The organism is Ideonella sp. (assembly GCF_036277275.1).
Lineage (GTDB): Bacteria > Pseudomonadota > Gammaproteobacteria > Burkholderiales > Burkholderiaceae_C > Ideonella.
In genome coordinates, this window is record NZ_DASUNH010000087.1 from 53,651 (window position 1) to 68,761 (window position 15,111).

A 15,111-nucleotide genomic window follows, 5' to 3' on the forward strand; every position below is an offset into this window, starting at 1 on the left:
GTCTCGCTTTTCGCTGCCTGGGCTCGCACGGGTGTACGCAAGGCGGCTCGGCCTGCATGATGGCGCCCACATTCATCCAAAGAGGAGCGGCCCCACATGCGAGCCCTGCAAAGCGTTGTCCTGTCCCTCACCTTGCCGTGGCTCGGTGCGGCCGTTGCGGCCCCGGTGGCGCCCGTCGCCGCGGCTGCGCCTGCCGCGCTGGTCAAGGACACGCCGAGCGCCACGGTCGCGGGCAACACCTTCCTCGCGCCGGTCGGCTGGCGCTTGAGTGTGCGGGGCCCGGCGACGCTGCTCGAGGCGCCCGAGGGGGGCTCGTGGCTGGCGCTGATCGACATCGACGCGCCGGACGCGAATGCTGCGCTGGCCGCAGCCTGGGCCGCGTACAAGCCCGATGCCAAGTGGCCATTGAAGGTGGCTACGCCCATCGCGCCGAAAGACGGCTGGAGCGACCGCCAGGGCTTCAGCTATCAAACCTCGCCGAACGAGAGGCGCGACGTGTCGGCCGAGGTGCGCCGCGCCAACAAGCTGTGGACGGTGATCATCTACGACATGGCCGGCGATGTCGGCGAGAAGCGGGGCGCTCAGGTCGGCCAGGTCTTCGGCAAGCTGTTGCCCAAGGGCTATCAGCGCGAATCGTTCGCCGGCAAGAAAGCGAACAGGCTCGACGCGGCGCGCCTGGCCGACCTGGGTGGCTTCATCGAGCGGGCCATGGCTGCCACCGGCGTGCCGGGCGTGGCGCTTGGGCTGGTGCAAGACGGCAAGGTCGTCTATTCGGGCGGCTTCGGCGTGAAAGAGATGGGCAAGCAGGGCCGGCCCGACGGCGACACCCGCTTCATGATCGCCTCGAACACCAAGGCGATGGCCACGCTGATGCTCGCGACGCTGGTCGATGAGCAGAAGATCGGCTGGGAGTCGACGGCAGTCAGCCTGCTGCCGTCGTTCAAGCTCGGCAGCGACCAGACCACCCGGCAGGTCAAGGTCAAGCACCTCATCTGCGCCTGCACCGGCATGCCGCGGCAAGACCTGGAATGGCTGCTCGAGTTCAAGGACATGACGCCGGCCAGCGCGATGACGCTGTTGGGCACGATGCAGCCGACCAGTGGTTTCGGCGAGCTGTTCCAGTACTCCAACCCGATGGCCGCGGCGGCGGGCTACCTCGGCGGCCACGTGGCCTACCCGCAGATGGAGCTGGGTGCGGCTTATGACAAGGCGATGCAGGAGCGCGTCTTCGGCCCACTGAAGATGACCAACACGACGCATGACTTCAAGCTGGCCAAGCAAGGCAACGTGGCAGCGGCCCATGCGCCCGATGTCGACGGCCGCATGACCCATGCCGAGGACCGCACCAACCTGTCGGTGATCCCCGTGCGCCCGGCCGGCGGCGCATGGAGCACGGTCAACGACGTGCTGCGTTACGTGCAGATGGAGCTCGATGGTGGCCGGCTGCCGGATGGGAAGCAGCTGCTGTCGCGCGATGTCTTGATGGCACGGCGCGCGCCGCAAGTGACCGTCAGCACCGACGTCACCTACGGCATGGGGCTGCAGGTCAACACGGTCTACGGCACGCCGGTCGTTCACCACGGCGGCGACATGATCGGCTTCCACAGCGACATGATGTGGCTGCCCGAGCACAACGTCGGCGCGGTGGTGTTGACCAATGCCGACCCGGGGTGGATGGTGCGCAGTGTGTTCCGCCGCAAGCTGCTGGAGGTGTTGTTCGACGGCCGGCCGGAGGCCGACGCGCAGATCAGCGCTTCAGCCAAGTCCTTCTATGACGAGCTGGCGGCCGATCGCAAGTTGCTGACCGTGCCGGCGGCCGCCGCGGTGGCCACGGGGTTGGCCAAGACCTACGGCCACCCGGTGCTCGGCGAGATTCGGGTCAGCCAGCTGGACAACGCGCTGCGTTTCGACTTTGGCGAGTACGCCAGCGACATGGGCTCTCGCCGCAACCCCGACGGCACCGATTCGCTGCTGACAGTGGTGCCCGGCTTCAGCGGCCTGGAGTTCGTCGTCGGCCGCAAGGACGACAAGCGCACACTGACCTTGCGCGACGCGCAGCACGAATACGTGCTGGTCGAGCGCTGATCCCCGGGGCGCGCCACCCGTTTGTGCAGCGGGGGGCGCGTCGACGGGTGTCTGCCGGTTGGCTCCAGGGCCTGCTGCAGCGGGCCGCACGCCCGGCGCGTCAGCAGCACGATTCCACGCAATCGAACGGCTTGTGGAGCAAGCGTCGTGCCCATCGTTGCCGCGAGCCGTCTCCAAAGCGTAGGACAAGGGCCCTTCTTCTAGGGAGAAATGACCGAAACTGGATAAAATTGCCACTATTGGCGGCGGAAGTCTGCTTAAATTCGGCTCATATTCTCCGTAAAACAGGGAAGCCACCGCCCATCAGAAGGAGTTCCCAATGGCCGAAGTTCGCGTGCAGGTCCCAGATGAAATCATGGCGGAGTTGAAGTCCACGCTCGGACTCCGCACAAACACAGACATCGTCGAAGAAGCGCTGACGATGCTTAATTGGGCCGCAGAAGAGAAGAAGAATGGTCGGCAAATTTTTTCGGCAAGACCAGACGGCAAAGACGTGACGCGTCTGGCAATGCGTTCATTGATGAATGGAGTTAGGTCAACCGTTTGAGCCCTTCAACCGTCTAAGAGAAAAGGCCGCGCGCGGCCAAGCTGTCATGCGCGTGCGGTCCTGAATTTGCTTCCAGCTTTCAAGAAGCTGGCAAGGTCCGCATGGACGATTCCAACGAAGTCAGGGTGATAGTTCCGCGACCCGTCCACGGCCGCTGGGACGACGACACGCCATTGTTTTTGGACACCCGTCACTGCAGGGAAGCAGTTCCGCCGCGAGTCCCAGTCAAGGAGGCGCCGCATGGACACGACTCTGGAAGCCGTCCCGTCGAGACTGGAGGTCGATGACGCCCGATTGGCCACGCCGGCGGCCATTCCGGGCGCTACCTATGCGGACATGACCGGCCTGCAGCGCAGCGGTCTGCGACTGGCTTCGTGGGTGCTCGGGATGATCGGCGTGCTGGCCGTGTTGTTGCTGGCCTTGATCGGGTTCAGCGAGTACGTTGTCCAGCCACCCGAAGTGGCCTCGACCCAGTTGCTGATCGAGCGCGCCGCACACCACTACGCGGCCGCAAGCGAACCCGAGACGCTCAAGCAGGTGAACGATCTCTTGACGCGCCTGGCCCAGATCCGTCACGCCAATCGCGACTTCTGGCTAGGCTACAGCCAGTTCCTGCTGATGAACCTGCTGCTGCCGGTGCTGACATCGATCCTCGGGTATGTGTTCGGCACGGCGCGCGCTGGCGGGAGCCCATAGTGGCGGGTCCCAGAGGTGTCATGGAAGCGGGCATCGGCCGGCCACCCACGTCGCCCCCGGCTGCGAGAGCATGTCTTCAACGGCCGGTCGCCGCGTCGCAACGGTGCTCGCGCACCCGAGCCTGCAAGGTGCCGCGCCGGCCCAGCGCGTTTTCTTGCCCCGACCAATCGACGCCGCTGAGCACCTGTCCGCCATTGCCCTGACCGGCGACGTCGTGGTTCGGGTTCATGCCTTCGTGCCGCGTCACCTCGATCAAGTGGGTTTTGCGCTGCATCGTGTACGACATCAGGATCATGCTCAGGTCATCGTCCCAGTGGCGCGATGTGATCGTGGCGATGCCGATGTCGCTCAGGTCGGCTTCGACCTGACTGAAGCTGCCCCCGATCTCCGAGACGGCAATGACCGGCCCCCAACCGGTGCCGGGCCGGTAGAGCGTGGCTTCCAGACGCGTCTGGGGCCGCGGGCGCTCGACACTCCACGCCACCAGCGCCTGACCTTGTGCATTCGTCGCCACGTCCGGCGACCACGCATGGTAGTTCGGCCCTGACAGGCGTTGGGCGGGTGCCCAGCCCTTGGCGGGTTGAAAGTGCGACACGAAGACCGCCAGGTTGGCGCCCATGTGCTCCTCATCGGCCCAGGTGACGAAAGCATCGCCAGTGGGGGCGATGGTCACTTCAGGCACTCGGTCTTGGTTCACCCGGCCGTGGTCCAGCAGGGTTTCCGGCGCTTGCCATCCCGTCGTCGGATCGAAGCGCATCGCCCGTGGACGCAACGTCTCCCAGGCCACGACGGCCTGGCCCGCGTCATTCATCGCGACGCGCGTTCCCCACGTCGGACCGATGCCGACCTTCCAATCCCTGCCGCGATGGATCGCCGACCAGCCGGCGAGCGGCTGGAAGATGCGCGTGTAGACACCGCCCGATGCCAACCAGCTCACCACGCCTTCGCCCCGTGCGTTCACCGCCACGCTGGCAGGTGACGGTCCCTTCTCGGTGGGAACGCGCAGCGCCACCGGGGCCGCCCACCCGGCGTTCGGATCGAAGCTGGTCACCCAGGGAACGTCGTCCGCAAAGCCTTGCCGGCGCCAAGTCAGCAAGGCGTGCCCGCCGGCGCCCACTGCCAGATCCAGCTCGGAACTGACCGGCACGAGGCCCGTCGACTGGAACACTTCCTGCGGCGCACTCCACACGCCTTTCGGCGGTCGGCGGGCGAACAGGATATGTTCTGTCGCCCCGGCATCCAGTTCGGTCCAGACCGCCATCGCCCAGCCCGCAGCGTCCACGCCGACCTGTGGACGCACGTTCAGGTCGCCGTCCGAGGCGCGGACGACCTGCACCGGCGACCAGGCCATGGGGCAAATCGCGGCATGTGCCGCGATTGGAGTGTCGAGGCAAACGATGAGCGCCGCCACGGCCACCAGCGCCGGGCTCCAACGGTGACGTGAAGCGGACATGGGGACAGACTCCTCGGTCGATGTCGACGACTCACTGCGCGGGGTTCGCAGACAGATCATGCGCCGTGAACGGCGCACATCGATCCATGGCATTGAATCACAGAGTTAGGTCCGACAGGGCGCAAGCCCTCATCGGCGGCGCAGTCGCACAAGGAGAGTTCATCTGTCGCCAGAACCACGAAACGCGAAATCCTCGCGATGGCGTCGTCTGCGCGAAGCGTTCTCATGGAACAACTTCGGACTGGTGGTCGGGCACTCCTCGACAGCGGCGGGGAGGCCGGATGGCAGGTGGTGCCGCGAGCTGGAGCCCCGCGGCGAAGCCTGGATGCCCCGGCTCCTGGCGGAAGCGGTGAGATTCGAACTCACGGAGGGGATAAACCCTCGCCGGTTTTCAAGACCGGTGCCTTAAACCGCTCGGCCACGCTTCCTGGAGAGAACGCTGATTATCTGTCAGCCGGTTTTGCCTGCACCCACATCGCTGCGCGATATGAGTTCCGGCGCAATGCCCGCGTGGCGGCCATTGAACAAGACCGGTGCCTTGAACCGCTCGGCCACGCTTCCTTGTCAGAAGACGGATTATCCAACCCGCCTGACGAAGGCCGCTACTGTAGCGCACCGGTCACGGCCTTCCTCGGCAAATCGGCAAAGAAGGTGCTGCCGGCGCCGGCTTGGCTGCGAACGCCGACCTGGCCGCCTTGCAGCTCGACCAGCTGGCGCGTCAGCGCCAGGCCGAGGCCGGTGCCGCCGTAGATGGGGCGGATGCGCTGGCGCAACTGGGCGAACTGCGAGAACAACTTGGGTTGGTCTTCGGCCGCGATGCCGATGCCGTTGTCCTCGACCTCCAGGTGCCAGCCGTTCGATCCTCTGGCCATGGCGCGCACGACGATGCGGCCGCCTTCGGGCGTGAACTTGACCGCATTGGAGACGAAGTTCAGCAGCACCTGCTTCAGGCGTGCCGGGTCCAGCCAAAGGTCGGGCAGCGGCTCCAGTTCGGTGTGCAGAGAGATGTGCTTGCGTTCGGCTTCGGCGCGCAACATGGCCAGCGTTTCGTCCACCAGCGCCGGCAGATCGACCGCCGCTGGAAAGAACTCGAAACGCCCGGCTTCGACCTTCGACAGGTCCAGCACGTCGTTGACCAGCTGCAGCAGGTGCTGTGCGCCACCGGCGATGTGCGCGAGGTATTCGGCCTGCTTGGTGCTGCCCGGCGGCGGCGGTGACAGCCGCAGCAGGTCGGCAAAACCGACGATCGCGTTCAGCGGCGTGCGCAGCTCGTGCGACATGTTGGCGAGGAATTCGCGCTTCTGGCGATTGGCCTCCTGGACCTGACGATTCTCGGCTTCCAGCGCCACGCTGCGCAGGCGCAGCTCCTCGGCGTGCTTGCGTTCGGTGATGTCGACCACCAGGCCGACGATGCGGGTGGGCCTGCCGTCGTCGCCGGTCATCACCTGGCTGTGACTGGACATCCAATGCACGCTGCCATCGGGCCAGACGACGCGGAAGTCGATGTGCAGGGGCCGGCCCTCCCGGAGCGCCTTGCCCTGAGACTCCGCCACCCATTCGATGTCGTCGGGATGCACGGCCCGGCGAAAGTCTTCCAGCGTGAAGCGGGGCGCACCCTGCGGGTAACCGAAGCAACGGTCATGGTCGGGCGAATGGCGCAGCTCGTTGCTGCTCAGGTCCAGTTCCCACACACCCATGCGACCGGCTTGCAGCGCGTGGCGCAGCATCGATTCGCTTTGCTGCAACGCCGTCTCGGCGTGCGAGCGTGCGCGTTGCCGCTGGCGCAGCAGGTCTTGTGCCTGGCGCAGTGCGTCGGTCAGCTGCCTTGCCTCGTCCATCGACGGCTCGGGAATCTCGACCTGCTGCCCGCTGCCGATCGCCAGCGCAGGGGCAACCAGCGCACGGATGGGCTCGGCCACGAGTCGGCTCAGCAGCCTGGCCAGCAGCAACCCGGCCAGCAGCATCAGCATGGCCACCGAACTGGAGGTGACCAGCCGCTTGCGCAGATCGGCCGTCAGCGCGGCCTCCGGCACGCCGATCGTCGTCGACCAGCCGTAGCGTGGGGCGCGCGCGTGGCCTGCGAACACCTGGACGCCCTCGCGCGAGGTCGTCAGGAAACAGCTCGATTCGTCGTGCAGCACATGGTCGAGAAGGGCAGGCACGACCGGCAGGCCGACAAAGCGTTCCGGCGACACCGTGCGGGCCATCGTGATGCCGCGCCGATCCAGCACGCTGGAGATCCAGCCTTCGGGCAGGTTCTGGCGGCGCAGGAAGTCAGCCAGGCGCTGCAGGCCGAGCATCAGCGTCAGGCGATAGCTCAGCTGCCCGTCGCGCAGCACCGGCACATGCACGGCCACCTGCGAGTGCTGACTCACCGAGCCGGCGAACATGTCGGACACCATCGGCCGGGTGGCGTCGGCGTTGGCGGGGAACACACCCGGGCCCAGCAGCGGCAGCGGCATGCCGGCCGGGCGCAGCAGGTTGAACAACTGCCGGCCGGTTGGATCGGTCAGCACCAGCGTCTCTCCGCCCAGGTGGGGCAGGGCCCGCTCGGCCTGCTCGCGAAAGGCCAGCAGATCGGCCGGCTGTGTCGGCGAGGTCAACAGCGGCGAGGTGGCCAGCGCCTGGAGCGCGACGACGTGGCTGTCGAGCTCGGCCTCCAGCGCATTGGCCAGGGTGCGGGCGGTGTGACAGGCGCGGACCTGCTCGGTGCCGCGCTCGCGTTGGTAGGTCAGCAGGCTTTGCGCCAGCAGCAGCAGCCAACCGGGAATCACGCAGACCAGGACCAACTGCTGAATGCGAGCCTGGATCGAGCGCGAGCGCCAAAACGACATGGCGCAATGCTCGGCGCCGCAGCCGGGCCGGTCAAGCAGGAATGCCCTTTGCCCGGCCGGCGCGGCCGGCCGCTACAGCTTGACCTTGACCTCGAGCTGGATGTGGCGCGGCTCGCTCAAGCCGGCATAGTAGGGCGAGCCGACAGGCGCCGACAGGTTGCTCAGGAACTGCACGTACTGCTTGTCGAACAGGTTGTTGACGATCAATGCGACACCCCACTGGCGTGTATCGGCCTCCCAGCCCAGGCGGGTGTCGACACGCTGGCGCGCTTCCCCGACACGGAAGCCCGGCGCCTTCAGGCAGGCCCCTTGCATTTCGGAATCGTCGTTGCAGCGGGTCGCCCCGAGGTAGGAACCCTGCAGCGACCAGTTCAGATTGCCGCCGCCCAGGGCCCATTGCACGTCGAAGCCCGCGGTCAGCGAGGTGGTGGGTGTGCCGTACGGCTGGCCGGTCAGGTCGTTGCTGCCTTCGGGCCGGTTGCGCTGCGCCTTGTAGGTCTGGTCGATCAATTCGGCCGAACCGAACAGTCGAAACTCCTTCGACAGCTGCCACTGCGCTTCCAGGTCGGCACCGGTGGCCTGCACGTCGCTCACCGTGATGCCGTAGTAGGGGATGCTGCCGTCTTGCGGATGGAACAGGTTGATCGACTGCAGGTTCTTGAACAGGTAATGGAACAGCGAGGCGCCATAGCTGAGGCCGCTGTTGGCCAGCCGGCCCTTGATGCCGATCTCGTAGTTGGTCACCGTCTCGGGGCCGAAGGATCCGCCTTGGACATCGGTGCTGACCGAGTTGAAGCCACCGGCCTGGTAGCCGCGCGTGACCGAGCCGAAGACCATCGTGTCCTTGCCGAAATGGTGGTCGATCACCAGGCGCGGCGAGACGTTGGTCCAGCTCTTCTTCGCATACACCGGCGCCGCCATCCACTGCGTGTTGTCGAACTCGAGGTTGCCGAACTGGCTGAGGTCCACCACCGCCTGCAGACCGTCCGACTGCTCCTGCGTGATCACGCCGGCGGCGACCATCTGCGCGAAGAAGTCGTCGGTGAACAGGGCCAGTTGCGGCACCAGGCCGGGAGACGAGTGCAGCGGGTTGTGCCAGCTGAACTTCTTCTCGTCGCGGGTGAAGCGGATGCCGGTGGTGAGGTTGGTGTCGGCGCCCAGGTGCCAGATCGCGTCGCCGAACAAGGCCTGCGCCTTGAAGTCGCCGGTGTTGTGCATGTTCTCTTGCCAGGTCTGCCCGAGCAGGTCGATGTCCGGGAAGCCGGCGAACAAGGCCAGCTGGTTCATGCTGGCGTAGGGCCCCTGGGAGGGCAGCTCGCCATAAGCGGGTGGCGCGGCCAGCGTGTCGATGGAGTTGGTGTAGGTGTTGATCTGGCTGGTCTGCTTGGCGTCTTCGCCCGACAGGCTCAGGCCCACCAGCCAGTCCACCATCGGGTTGTTGCCGGCCAGCCGGAACTCCTGCTGCCAGCTCTTGTTGCGCTCGAAGTTGCCGGTGGACAGGTGCGACGCGATGTTGTCGGTGCCATCGTTGTCCTGCAGGTTTTCGGTCTTGAACTGCCGCCAGGCGGTCAGGCTGCTGAAGGCGGCGAAGCCGAGATCGTGCTCGACACGCAACGTCAGCCCGTCGAACAGGCGGTTTTCGCGGCCGTTGACCACATCGTTGTGCAGCGGCTGCTTGCGCGGGTCGACGAACAAGGAGGTGTCGAGGTGGCCCTCGTTGTCGACCGCCGTGATCGGTGTCACCGGTGACAAGGCCCAGACCGGGCGTGGCCGCTGGTCGAGGTCTTCATGCTCCCAGCTCAGCACCGCGCTGGTGGCGCCACCCGGATGCCAACCGAGCGCCAGCCGGGCGCCCCAGGCGTTGTCCTGCGGTGCACGGCGTGCGGTGGTGGCATTGGTGGTCCAGCCCTCTCGACGCTGCGTGACCGACGAGAAGCGCACGGCCCAGTCGTCGCCCAGCGGCTGGTTCACCATCGCCTCGGTGTGCACGGTGGCGTGGTTGCCCATGCGCAGCAGGCCGCTGGCGGCGAAGCTGCCGGTCGGGTCGTTGGTGACGACCGAGATGGCACCGCCGGCGCTGTTGCGGCCGAACAGCGTGCCCTGCGGGCCCTTCAACACCTCGACGCGCTTGATGTCGTTGAAGTTCAGCATCGCGCCGCCCGTCTTGCCGGTGTAGACGCCGTTGACATACACGCCCACCGGTGAGTCGGTGCCGATGCCGAAGTCGGCGGTGCCCAGTCCACGTAGTGTGAAGTTAGGCTGCGTCGGCTCGGTCGCGTCGATCTGCAGACCGGGCACGAAGGCCGAGACCTCGGCGATGTTGACCGAGCCGAGCTTGGCGATCTGTTCCGGCCCGATCAGCTGGATCGAGATCGGCACCTGCAGCACTTCCTGCTTGCGGCCCTGTGCCGTCACCTCGACCACCGTCACCTGGTTGTCTGCGGTCGCTGCCTCCTTCTTCACCGGTTCCGCCTGGGCCCACGCCAGGTGCGGCAGGCTGGCGATCGCGCCGAGCGCTGCAACAGCCACCGCGGTGCGGTGCAGGGGTGTCTGGGTGGGGCGTCGGGCCATGGTGTCTCCTCCAGGATGTCAAAGCTTGTTCGGCTCGGGCGGGCGGCAGTGACCGGGCAGGGAGGCGATCCACTGCCGTACCAGGCGCAGCCCCTCTTCGTGCACGGTGTTGCGGCCCAGCTCGGGCATCATCACGCCGCCTTCGGTGCTGGCCATGCGCCAGGCCATGATCGATGCGTCGGGCTGGCCCGGCACGATGCCGAAAAGGCGATCACCGGTGCCCTTGCCAGCGGCCACCGGTGGCTTGCACAGGCCCATCTGCCAATCGACAGGTGCGAACGCATCCAGCCGCAGCGCGGTGTTGCTGGCGGTCGCGTTGGCCTGGTGGCAGTGCGCGCAGTTGACGTCGAGGTAGGCGCGCGCCCGGTCGGCCAACGGCAGCTTGACGTCGGCCCAATTGGCGGTGCGCGGCAGGGTGCTCAGGTCGTTGGCGTTCGGCAAGCCGGTCAGGAAGCCGGCGCGTTGCCAGCGGGCCAACTGGTTCTCTTCGCCTTCGGCATACGCCATCGTGCGGTTCAGGTGGCGCGCCTTCGGACCGATCGGCGTGAAGACCTTGCTCTTCAGGTTCACCACATGGCACGAGGCGCATTGGTTCTCATCCGGCACGACGTAGGCGAAGCGCTGGTGGTGACCGGCGGTGTCGACGAGTTCGAGCGCCTTCTGGTCGCCGGTGCGCTCGAGCACTGCTTCGGTTTGCGCGTCGTTCCAGACATAGGGCAGCGCCACCCAGCCATCGGCACGCCGTACCAGCAGACGCGTCTCGATCAGGCGAACCTGCGACAGGTCCAACCCCAGCGACGGTGATGTGGCGAGCGTGGCGGCCGTCTGGCGCACCTGGCCCGACGCTGCGGAGGCACCATCGACCTTCGGGTAGTAGAAGGTCTTGCTGAGGATGGTGCCGACCGGAAAGTCGAAGGCCTCTTGCTCGTGGTAGGCCGCGGCCTGGCCGGCCGGCATCCAGACCGTGCGCAGCTTGTGCGCATGGTCGCTGAACAGCGGCGTGTTCAGGTCATACGGCAGCACGCCGGCGTTCAGCGACAGGCGCTTGCCGTCGGACTCGACGACGTGCCATTCGGCCAGCGTGGCCGGCTTTCCTTCGGCCACGAAGTTCACCAGGGATGGTGTCCGCTGGCACCCGGCGAGCAGGCTCAACAGGCCGAGAGCGACGGCCAGGCGATGCAACAACAACATCGGGATGCGATCAGGTCTTCGGCGGCAGGGTCACCGGTGACAAGGGAGGCAGCTCGCAGCGCATTTCTTCGGTCACCACGCGCGGGTTCTTGTACTTGCCCGGGCCGTCGGCGTTGAGCACCTCGACCTTGCCGTTGTTCACGCACAGCCGCGCCTCGGCCACACCGCTGGCCTTGGGGTCGGCGTAGCCGTCCCACAGCACATCGGGGAAGCGGCCGTTCAAGCCGAACATCGCCGTCTTCAGCACCTTCAGGTCCATGCCGTCGGGCGAATCGCCGCCGCCGGAAAAGCGGTTGCCGTGCACGTAGATCGCCTTCGGGTACGGGTCGTAGCCGGGCTCGACCCCTTTGTCGCTGTAGTAGCCGGTCGAGAAGTAGCTCGAGATGATGACGTTGGCGGTGCGGTTGTCGACCACGTCGTTGTCGAAGATCTCGACCTTGTTGTTCGAGTTGATGACGACGCCCGAGCCGGCCGGCACGCTGGCCACCGCAGTGCCCTTGGCGCCGAAGTTGGCGAGGTTGTTCAGCTCGACGCGGTTCTTGTAGATGCGCGTCGAGTGCCCCGGCTGCGACAGGTTGGGCATGTTGAACACGAGGATGCCGCCGGTGTTGCCGGTGGCCAGGTTCTCGTAGACGTCGGCATCGATCGTGTTCTCGATCTCGATGCCGGCCACGTTCTGCTCGGCGCGGCAGCGGCGCACGATCACGTTCTTCGATTGGCCGACGTAGATGCCGGCATCCGACGCACCGAACGATTGCGAGTCCTCGATCAGCACGTTCTTCGTCTTGACCGGGTAGATGCCGTAAGCGCCGTTGCTGGTCTTCGGGCCATCGGTCCAGCGCACGCGCACCGAACGGATCGTGATGTTCTCGCCGTCGTTGATCTTCAGCGCGTCGCCCTGGCTGTCTTCCAGCGTCAGGCCTTCGATCGTGAAGTCGCTGGCCTGCACCAACAGCCCTTCGGGCCCGGCGACCTGACCGCGGAACGACAAGATGGTCTTGTCCATGCCGGCGCCGCGGATCGTGACGCCGTTGGCGCGCAATGACAGACCTCGATCCAGGTGGTAGCTGCCGGCGGGAACCTCGATCACCGAGCCGGGCTTCGCATCCAGCAACTGCTCTTGCAGCTTCTTCTGGAACGCGGTGTCGACGGCCAGGTCACCGGCGCGCTGGCCACCGTCGGGGCGGGTCTTGCCGCAGCCGACGAAACCGATCGCGGCCAGCACGGCCAGGGCCGCGGCACCGCGGCCCCAACGGGAGTTGCGCATGGTGTGTCCTCGCACATTGGCAAGCGCCTGCGGCGGCCGGGCGTTGGCCTGCGGCAGCGTGGCGCCTGCTCTGCGAAAGAATGTAGCAAAGACTATCTTTTGCGGCTTTACGGAGTTTCCCCGGTGACGTGGATCGCGCTCACGTCAGCGGCAGGCAGACGCCTTTGCATGGCCGGTGCGGCCATGCGGGCCCTCCATCGACCCGCCGATCAGCCCGGTGGCTGGGCCTGCGAGCAGGGCACCTGGATCACCTCGCGGCGGCCGCCATCGACCCGTACCGCAGTGAGCTCGCCGCCCCAGACGCAGCCGGTGTCCAGCGCCAGCAGATCGGGTCGGTTGATCAGCCCGAGCGTCGACCAGTGGCCAAACGCGATCGGCTCGCCGGCGCTCGCGCGCCCGGGGTGCTCGAACCAGGGCTTGAAGCCGGCCGGCGCGGTGTCGGCGCTGTCCTTGCTGTCGAACTCGAGCGTGCCGTCGGCGCTGCAGAAACGAATGCGCGTCAACGCATTGACGATGAAGCGCCAACGGTCAACGCCGGCCAGTGTGTCGTCCCACTGGGCTGGCTGGTTGCCGTACATCTGCGGCAGGAACTCGCGCAGCGCCGGGCTACGCAGCATCGTCTCGACCTCGCCGGCCAGCGCCAACGTGCGCGCGGTGTTCCACTGCGGCACCACGCCGGCGTGCACCAGCAGCCAGCCTTCGGCGTGGTCGGCCAGCCGGCCCTGGCACAGCCAGTCGAGCAGTGCTTCGCGCCGCGGGTGATCGAGTATCTGCACCAGCGTGTCGCGCTTGTGCGGCGGCCGCACGCCGGCGGCCACCGCGAGCAGATGCAGGTCGTGATTGCCCAGCAGATAGCCGGCACTCGCGCCAAAACCCTGCAGGCGCTGCAGCACGGCAAGCGAGCCGGGGCCGCGGTTGACGAGGTCGCCCAGCACGTGCAGACGATCGCGTGAGGGTGAGAACCCGATCACGGCGAGCAGGCGTTCGAAGGCGTCGCAGCAGCCTTGCAGGTCGCCGATCAGATAGTGCATCTGGTGTCTTGTTCCGGAAATGGCTGCCATCGCGATTGGCCGCAATGGGGATGATTGCCTGATTCTGCTACGCTCTCGCCCCATTTCTTCCCCTCCCCGCGGCGCGGACCGTGCTTCGCCCGCCCCTCATGGACTTCGCCCTACTTGTTTTCCTGATTCTGCTCAACGGGCTGTTCGCGATGTCGGAGATGGCCTTGTCGGCCAGCCGTAAAGCGCGGCTGCAAGTGATGCTGGAAGCGGGCGAGTCCGGTGCCCAGGCGGCCATCGACTTGCACGACAACCCGACCAAGTTCCTGTCGACGGTGCAGATCGGCATCACGTCGATCAGCGTGCTGAACGGTATCGTCGGTGACGCGGCGTTCTCGGGGCCGTTGTCGGCCTGGCTGCTTGGCGCATTGCCGATTTCGCAACGCGCTGCGGATGTCAGCGCCACCGCATTGGTGGTGCTGATCATCACGGTGTTGTCGATCATCTTCGGCGAGCTGGTACCCAAGCGCCTGGGCCAGATGTACCCCGAGACGGTGGCCCGGCTGGTGGCGCCGCCGATGGAATGGTTGTCGGCCGCCACGCGGCCGCTGGTGGCTGTGCTGGCCGCCTGCACCGAGGGCATCTTGCGGCTGATGGGCGTGCGCGGTGGCCCGGCGCGCAGCGTGACCGAAGAGGAGATCGCCGCCAGCCTGGAAGAAGGGCTCGACGCCGGCGTGATCGAAGCCCAGGAGCACCAGATGGTGCGCAACGTGTTCCGGCTGGACGACCGGCAAATCGGCTCGATGATGATTCCGCGCGCCGAAATCCGCTGGCTCGACGCCAATGCGTCGATCGACGACGTGCTGAATGTCATCGCCGACGAAGAGCATTCGCGCTACCCGGTCTGCCGCGGCGGGCTCGACGATGTGATCGGGGTGGTCAGCGCCCACCGCCTGCTCAAGCCACTGGCCGCGGGCCGTGTGGCCCTGCTGGGCGACCATCTGGAGGCGCCGGTGTTCGTGCCCGAAACGCTGTCGGGCATGGAGTTGCTCGAGCACTTCCGCAACTCGGGTGCCCAGCTGGTGTTCGTGGTCGACGAGTACGGGGCGGTGCAGGGCGTGATCACCGTGCGAGATGTGCTCGAAGCCATCACCGGCGAGTTCGGTAGCCAGGCCGCCGAAGGTTCGTGGGCCGTCCAGCGGTCCGACGGCAGCTGGCTGATCGACGGCCTCATTCCGGTCCCCGAACTGAAGGACCGGCTCGAATTGAAGGAATTGCCCGAGGAAGACCGCGGGCGCTACAACACCCTGGCCGGCATGATCATGCTGCTGCTGGGCCGGCTGCCCCACACCACCGACCAGGTGGAATGGGAGGGCTGGCGGTTTGAGGTGGTGGACCTCGATGGCAAACGGGTCGACAAGGTGCTGGCAAGTCGTCAGCCGGGGCCTGTACAGAGTTTGGAGAACTGA

General features: G+C 66.5%; 10 protein-coding genes and 1 tRNA gene. 4 read left to right on the plus strand and 7 right to left on the minus strand.

The genetic code is table 11. From position 1 onward, the window contains the following. Window positions 1-96 precede the first annotated feature (96 nt). The 3 genes from VFY73_RS15175 to VFY73_RS15185 all read left to right on the plus strand — a co-directional run bounded on the left by VFY73_RS15175 (window position 97) and on the right by VFY73_RS15185 (window position 3,328). Window positions 97-2,085: a serine hydrolase domain-containing protein gene (locus VFY73_RS15175; RefSeq protein ID WP_329720162.1), complete on the plus strand. Its 1,989-nt coding sequence runs from the start codon at window positions 97-99 to the stop codon at window positions 2,083-2,085. 319 nt (window positions 2,086-2,404) lie between these two features. Then, a complete protein-coding gene (locus tag VFY73_RS15180) occupies window positions 2,405-2,632 on the plus strand; it encodes a hypothetical protein (protein WP_329720164.1) in 228 nt (75 codons plus the stop codon). Window positions 2,633-2,872: 240 nt separating this feature from the next. Continuing rightward, window positions 2,873-3,328 (plus strand): hypothetical protein, encoded by a 456-nt coding sequence (locus tag VFY73_RS15185; RefSeq protein ID WP_329720166.1) that lies wholly within the window; start codon window positions 2,873-2,875, stop codon window positions 3,326-3,328. 76 nt (window positions 3,329-3,404) lie between these two features. Here VFY73_RS15185 and VFY73_RS15190 read toward each other — a convergent pair whose 3' ends face one another. The 7 genes from VFY73_RS15190 to VFY73_RS15220 all read right to left on the minus strand — a co-directional run bounded on the left by VFY73_RS15190 (window position 3,405) and on the right by VFY73_RS15220 (window position 13,675). Beyond that, window positions 3,405-4,781 carry a hypothetical protein gene (locus tag VFY73_RS15190; protein ID WP_329720168.1) on the minus strand — a complete coding sequence of 459 codons (1,377 nt, stop codon included), beginning with the start codon at window positions 4,779-4,781 and terminating at the stop codon, window positions 3,405-3,407. A 338-nt stretch (window positions 4,782-5,119) separates the two neighbouring features. Then, window positions 5,120-5,209, minus strand: a tRNA-Ser gene (locus VFY73_RS15195). Between the two features lie 174 nt (window positions 5,210-5,383). Beyond that, the gene (locus tag VFY73_RS15200) at window positions 5,384-7,615 is read right to left on the minus strand and encodes a sensor histidine kinase (protein ID WP_329720171.1); all 2,232 of its coding nucleotides are present in this window, start codon (window positions 7,613-7,615) and stop codon (window positions 5,384-5,386) included. 72 nt (window positions 7,616-7,687) lie between these two features. Beyond that, window positions 7,688-10,186: a TonB-dependent receptor gene (locus tag VFY73_RS15205; RefSeq protein WP_329720173.1), complete on the minus strand. Its 2,499-nt coding sequence runs from the start codon at window positions 10,184-10,186 to the stop codon at window positions 7,688-7,690. Between the two features lie 18 nt (window positions 10,187-10,204). Continuing rightward, entirely contained in the window at window positions 10,205-11,377 is a 1,173-nt protein-coding gene (locus tag VFY73_RS15210; protein ID WP_329720175.1) for an SO2930 family diheme c-type cytochrome, read from the minus strand. 10 nt (window positions 11,378-11,387) lie between these two features. Further along, window positions 11,388-12,644 (minus strand): parallel beta-helix domain-containing protein, encoded by a 1,257-nt coding sequence (locus tag VFY73_RS15215; protein ID WP_329720177.1) that lies wholly within the window; start codon window positions 12,642-12,644, stop codon window positions 11,388-11,390. A gap of 209 nt (window positions 12,645-12,853) precedes the next feature. Beyond that, window positions 12,854-13,675 carry a symmetrical bis(5'-nucleosyl)-tetraphosphatase gene (locus tag VFY73_RS15220; protein WP_329720179.1) on the minus strand — a complete coding sequence of 274 codons (822 nt, stop codon included), beginning with the start codon at window positions 13,673-13,675 and terminating at the stop codon, window positions 12,854-12,856. A gap of 128 nt (window positions 13,676-13,803) precedes the next feature. Here VFY73_RS15220 and VFY73_RS15225 point away from each other — a divergent pair, with 128 nt between their 5' ends. Continuing rightward, a complete protein-coding gene (locus VFY73_RS15225; RefSeq protein ID WP_329720181.1) occupies window positions 13,804-15,111 on the plus strand; it encodes a hemolysin family protein in 1,308 nt (435 codons plus the stop codon).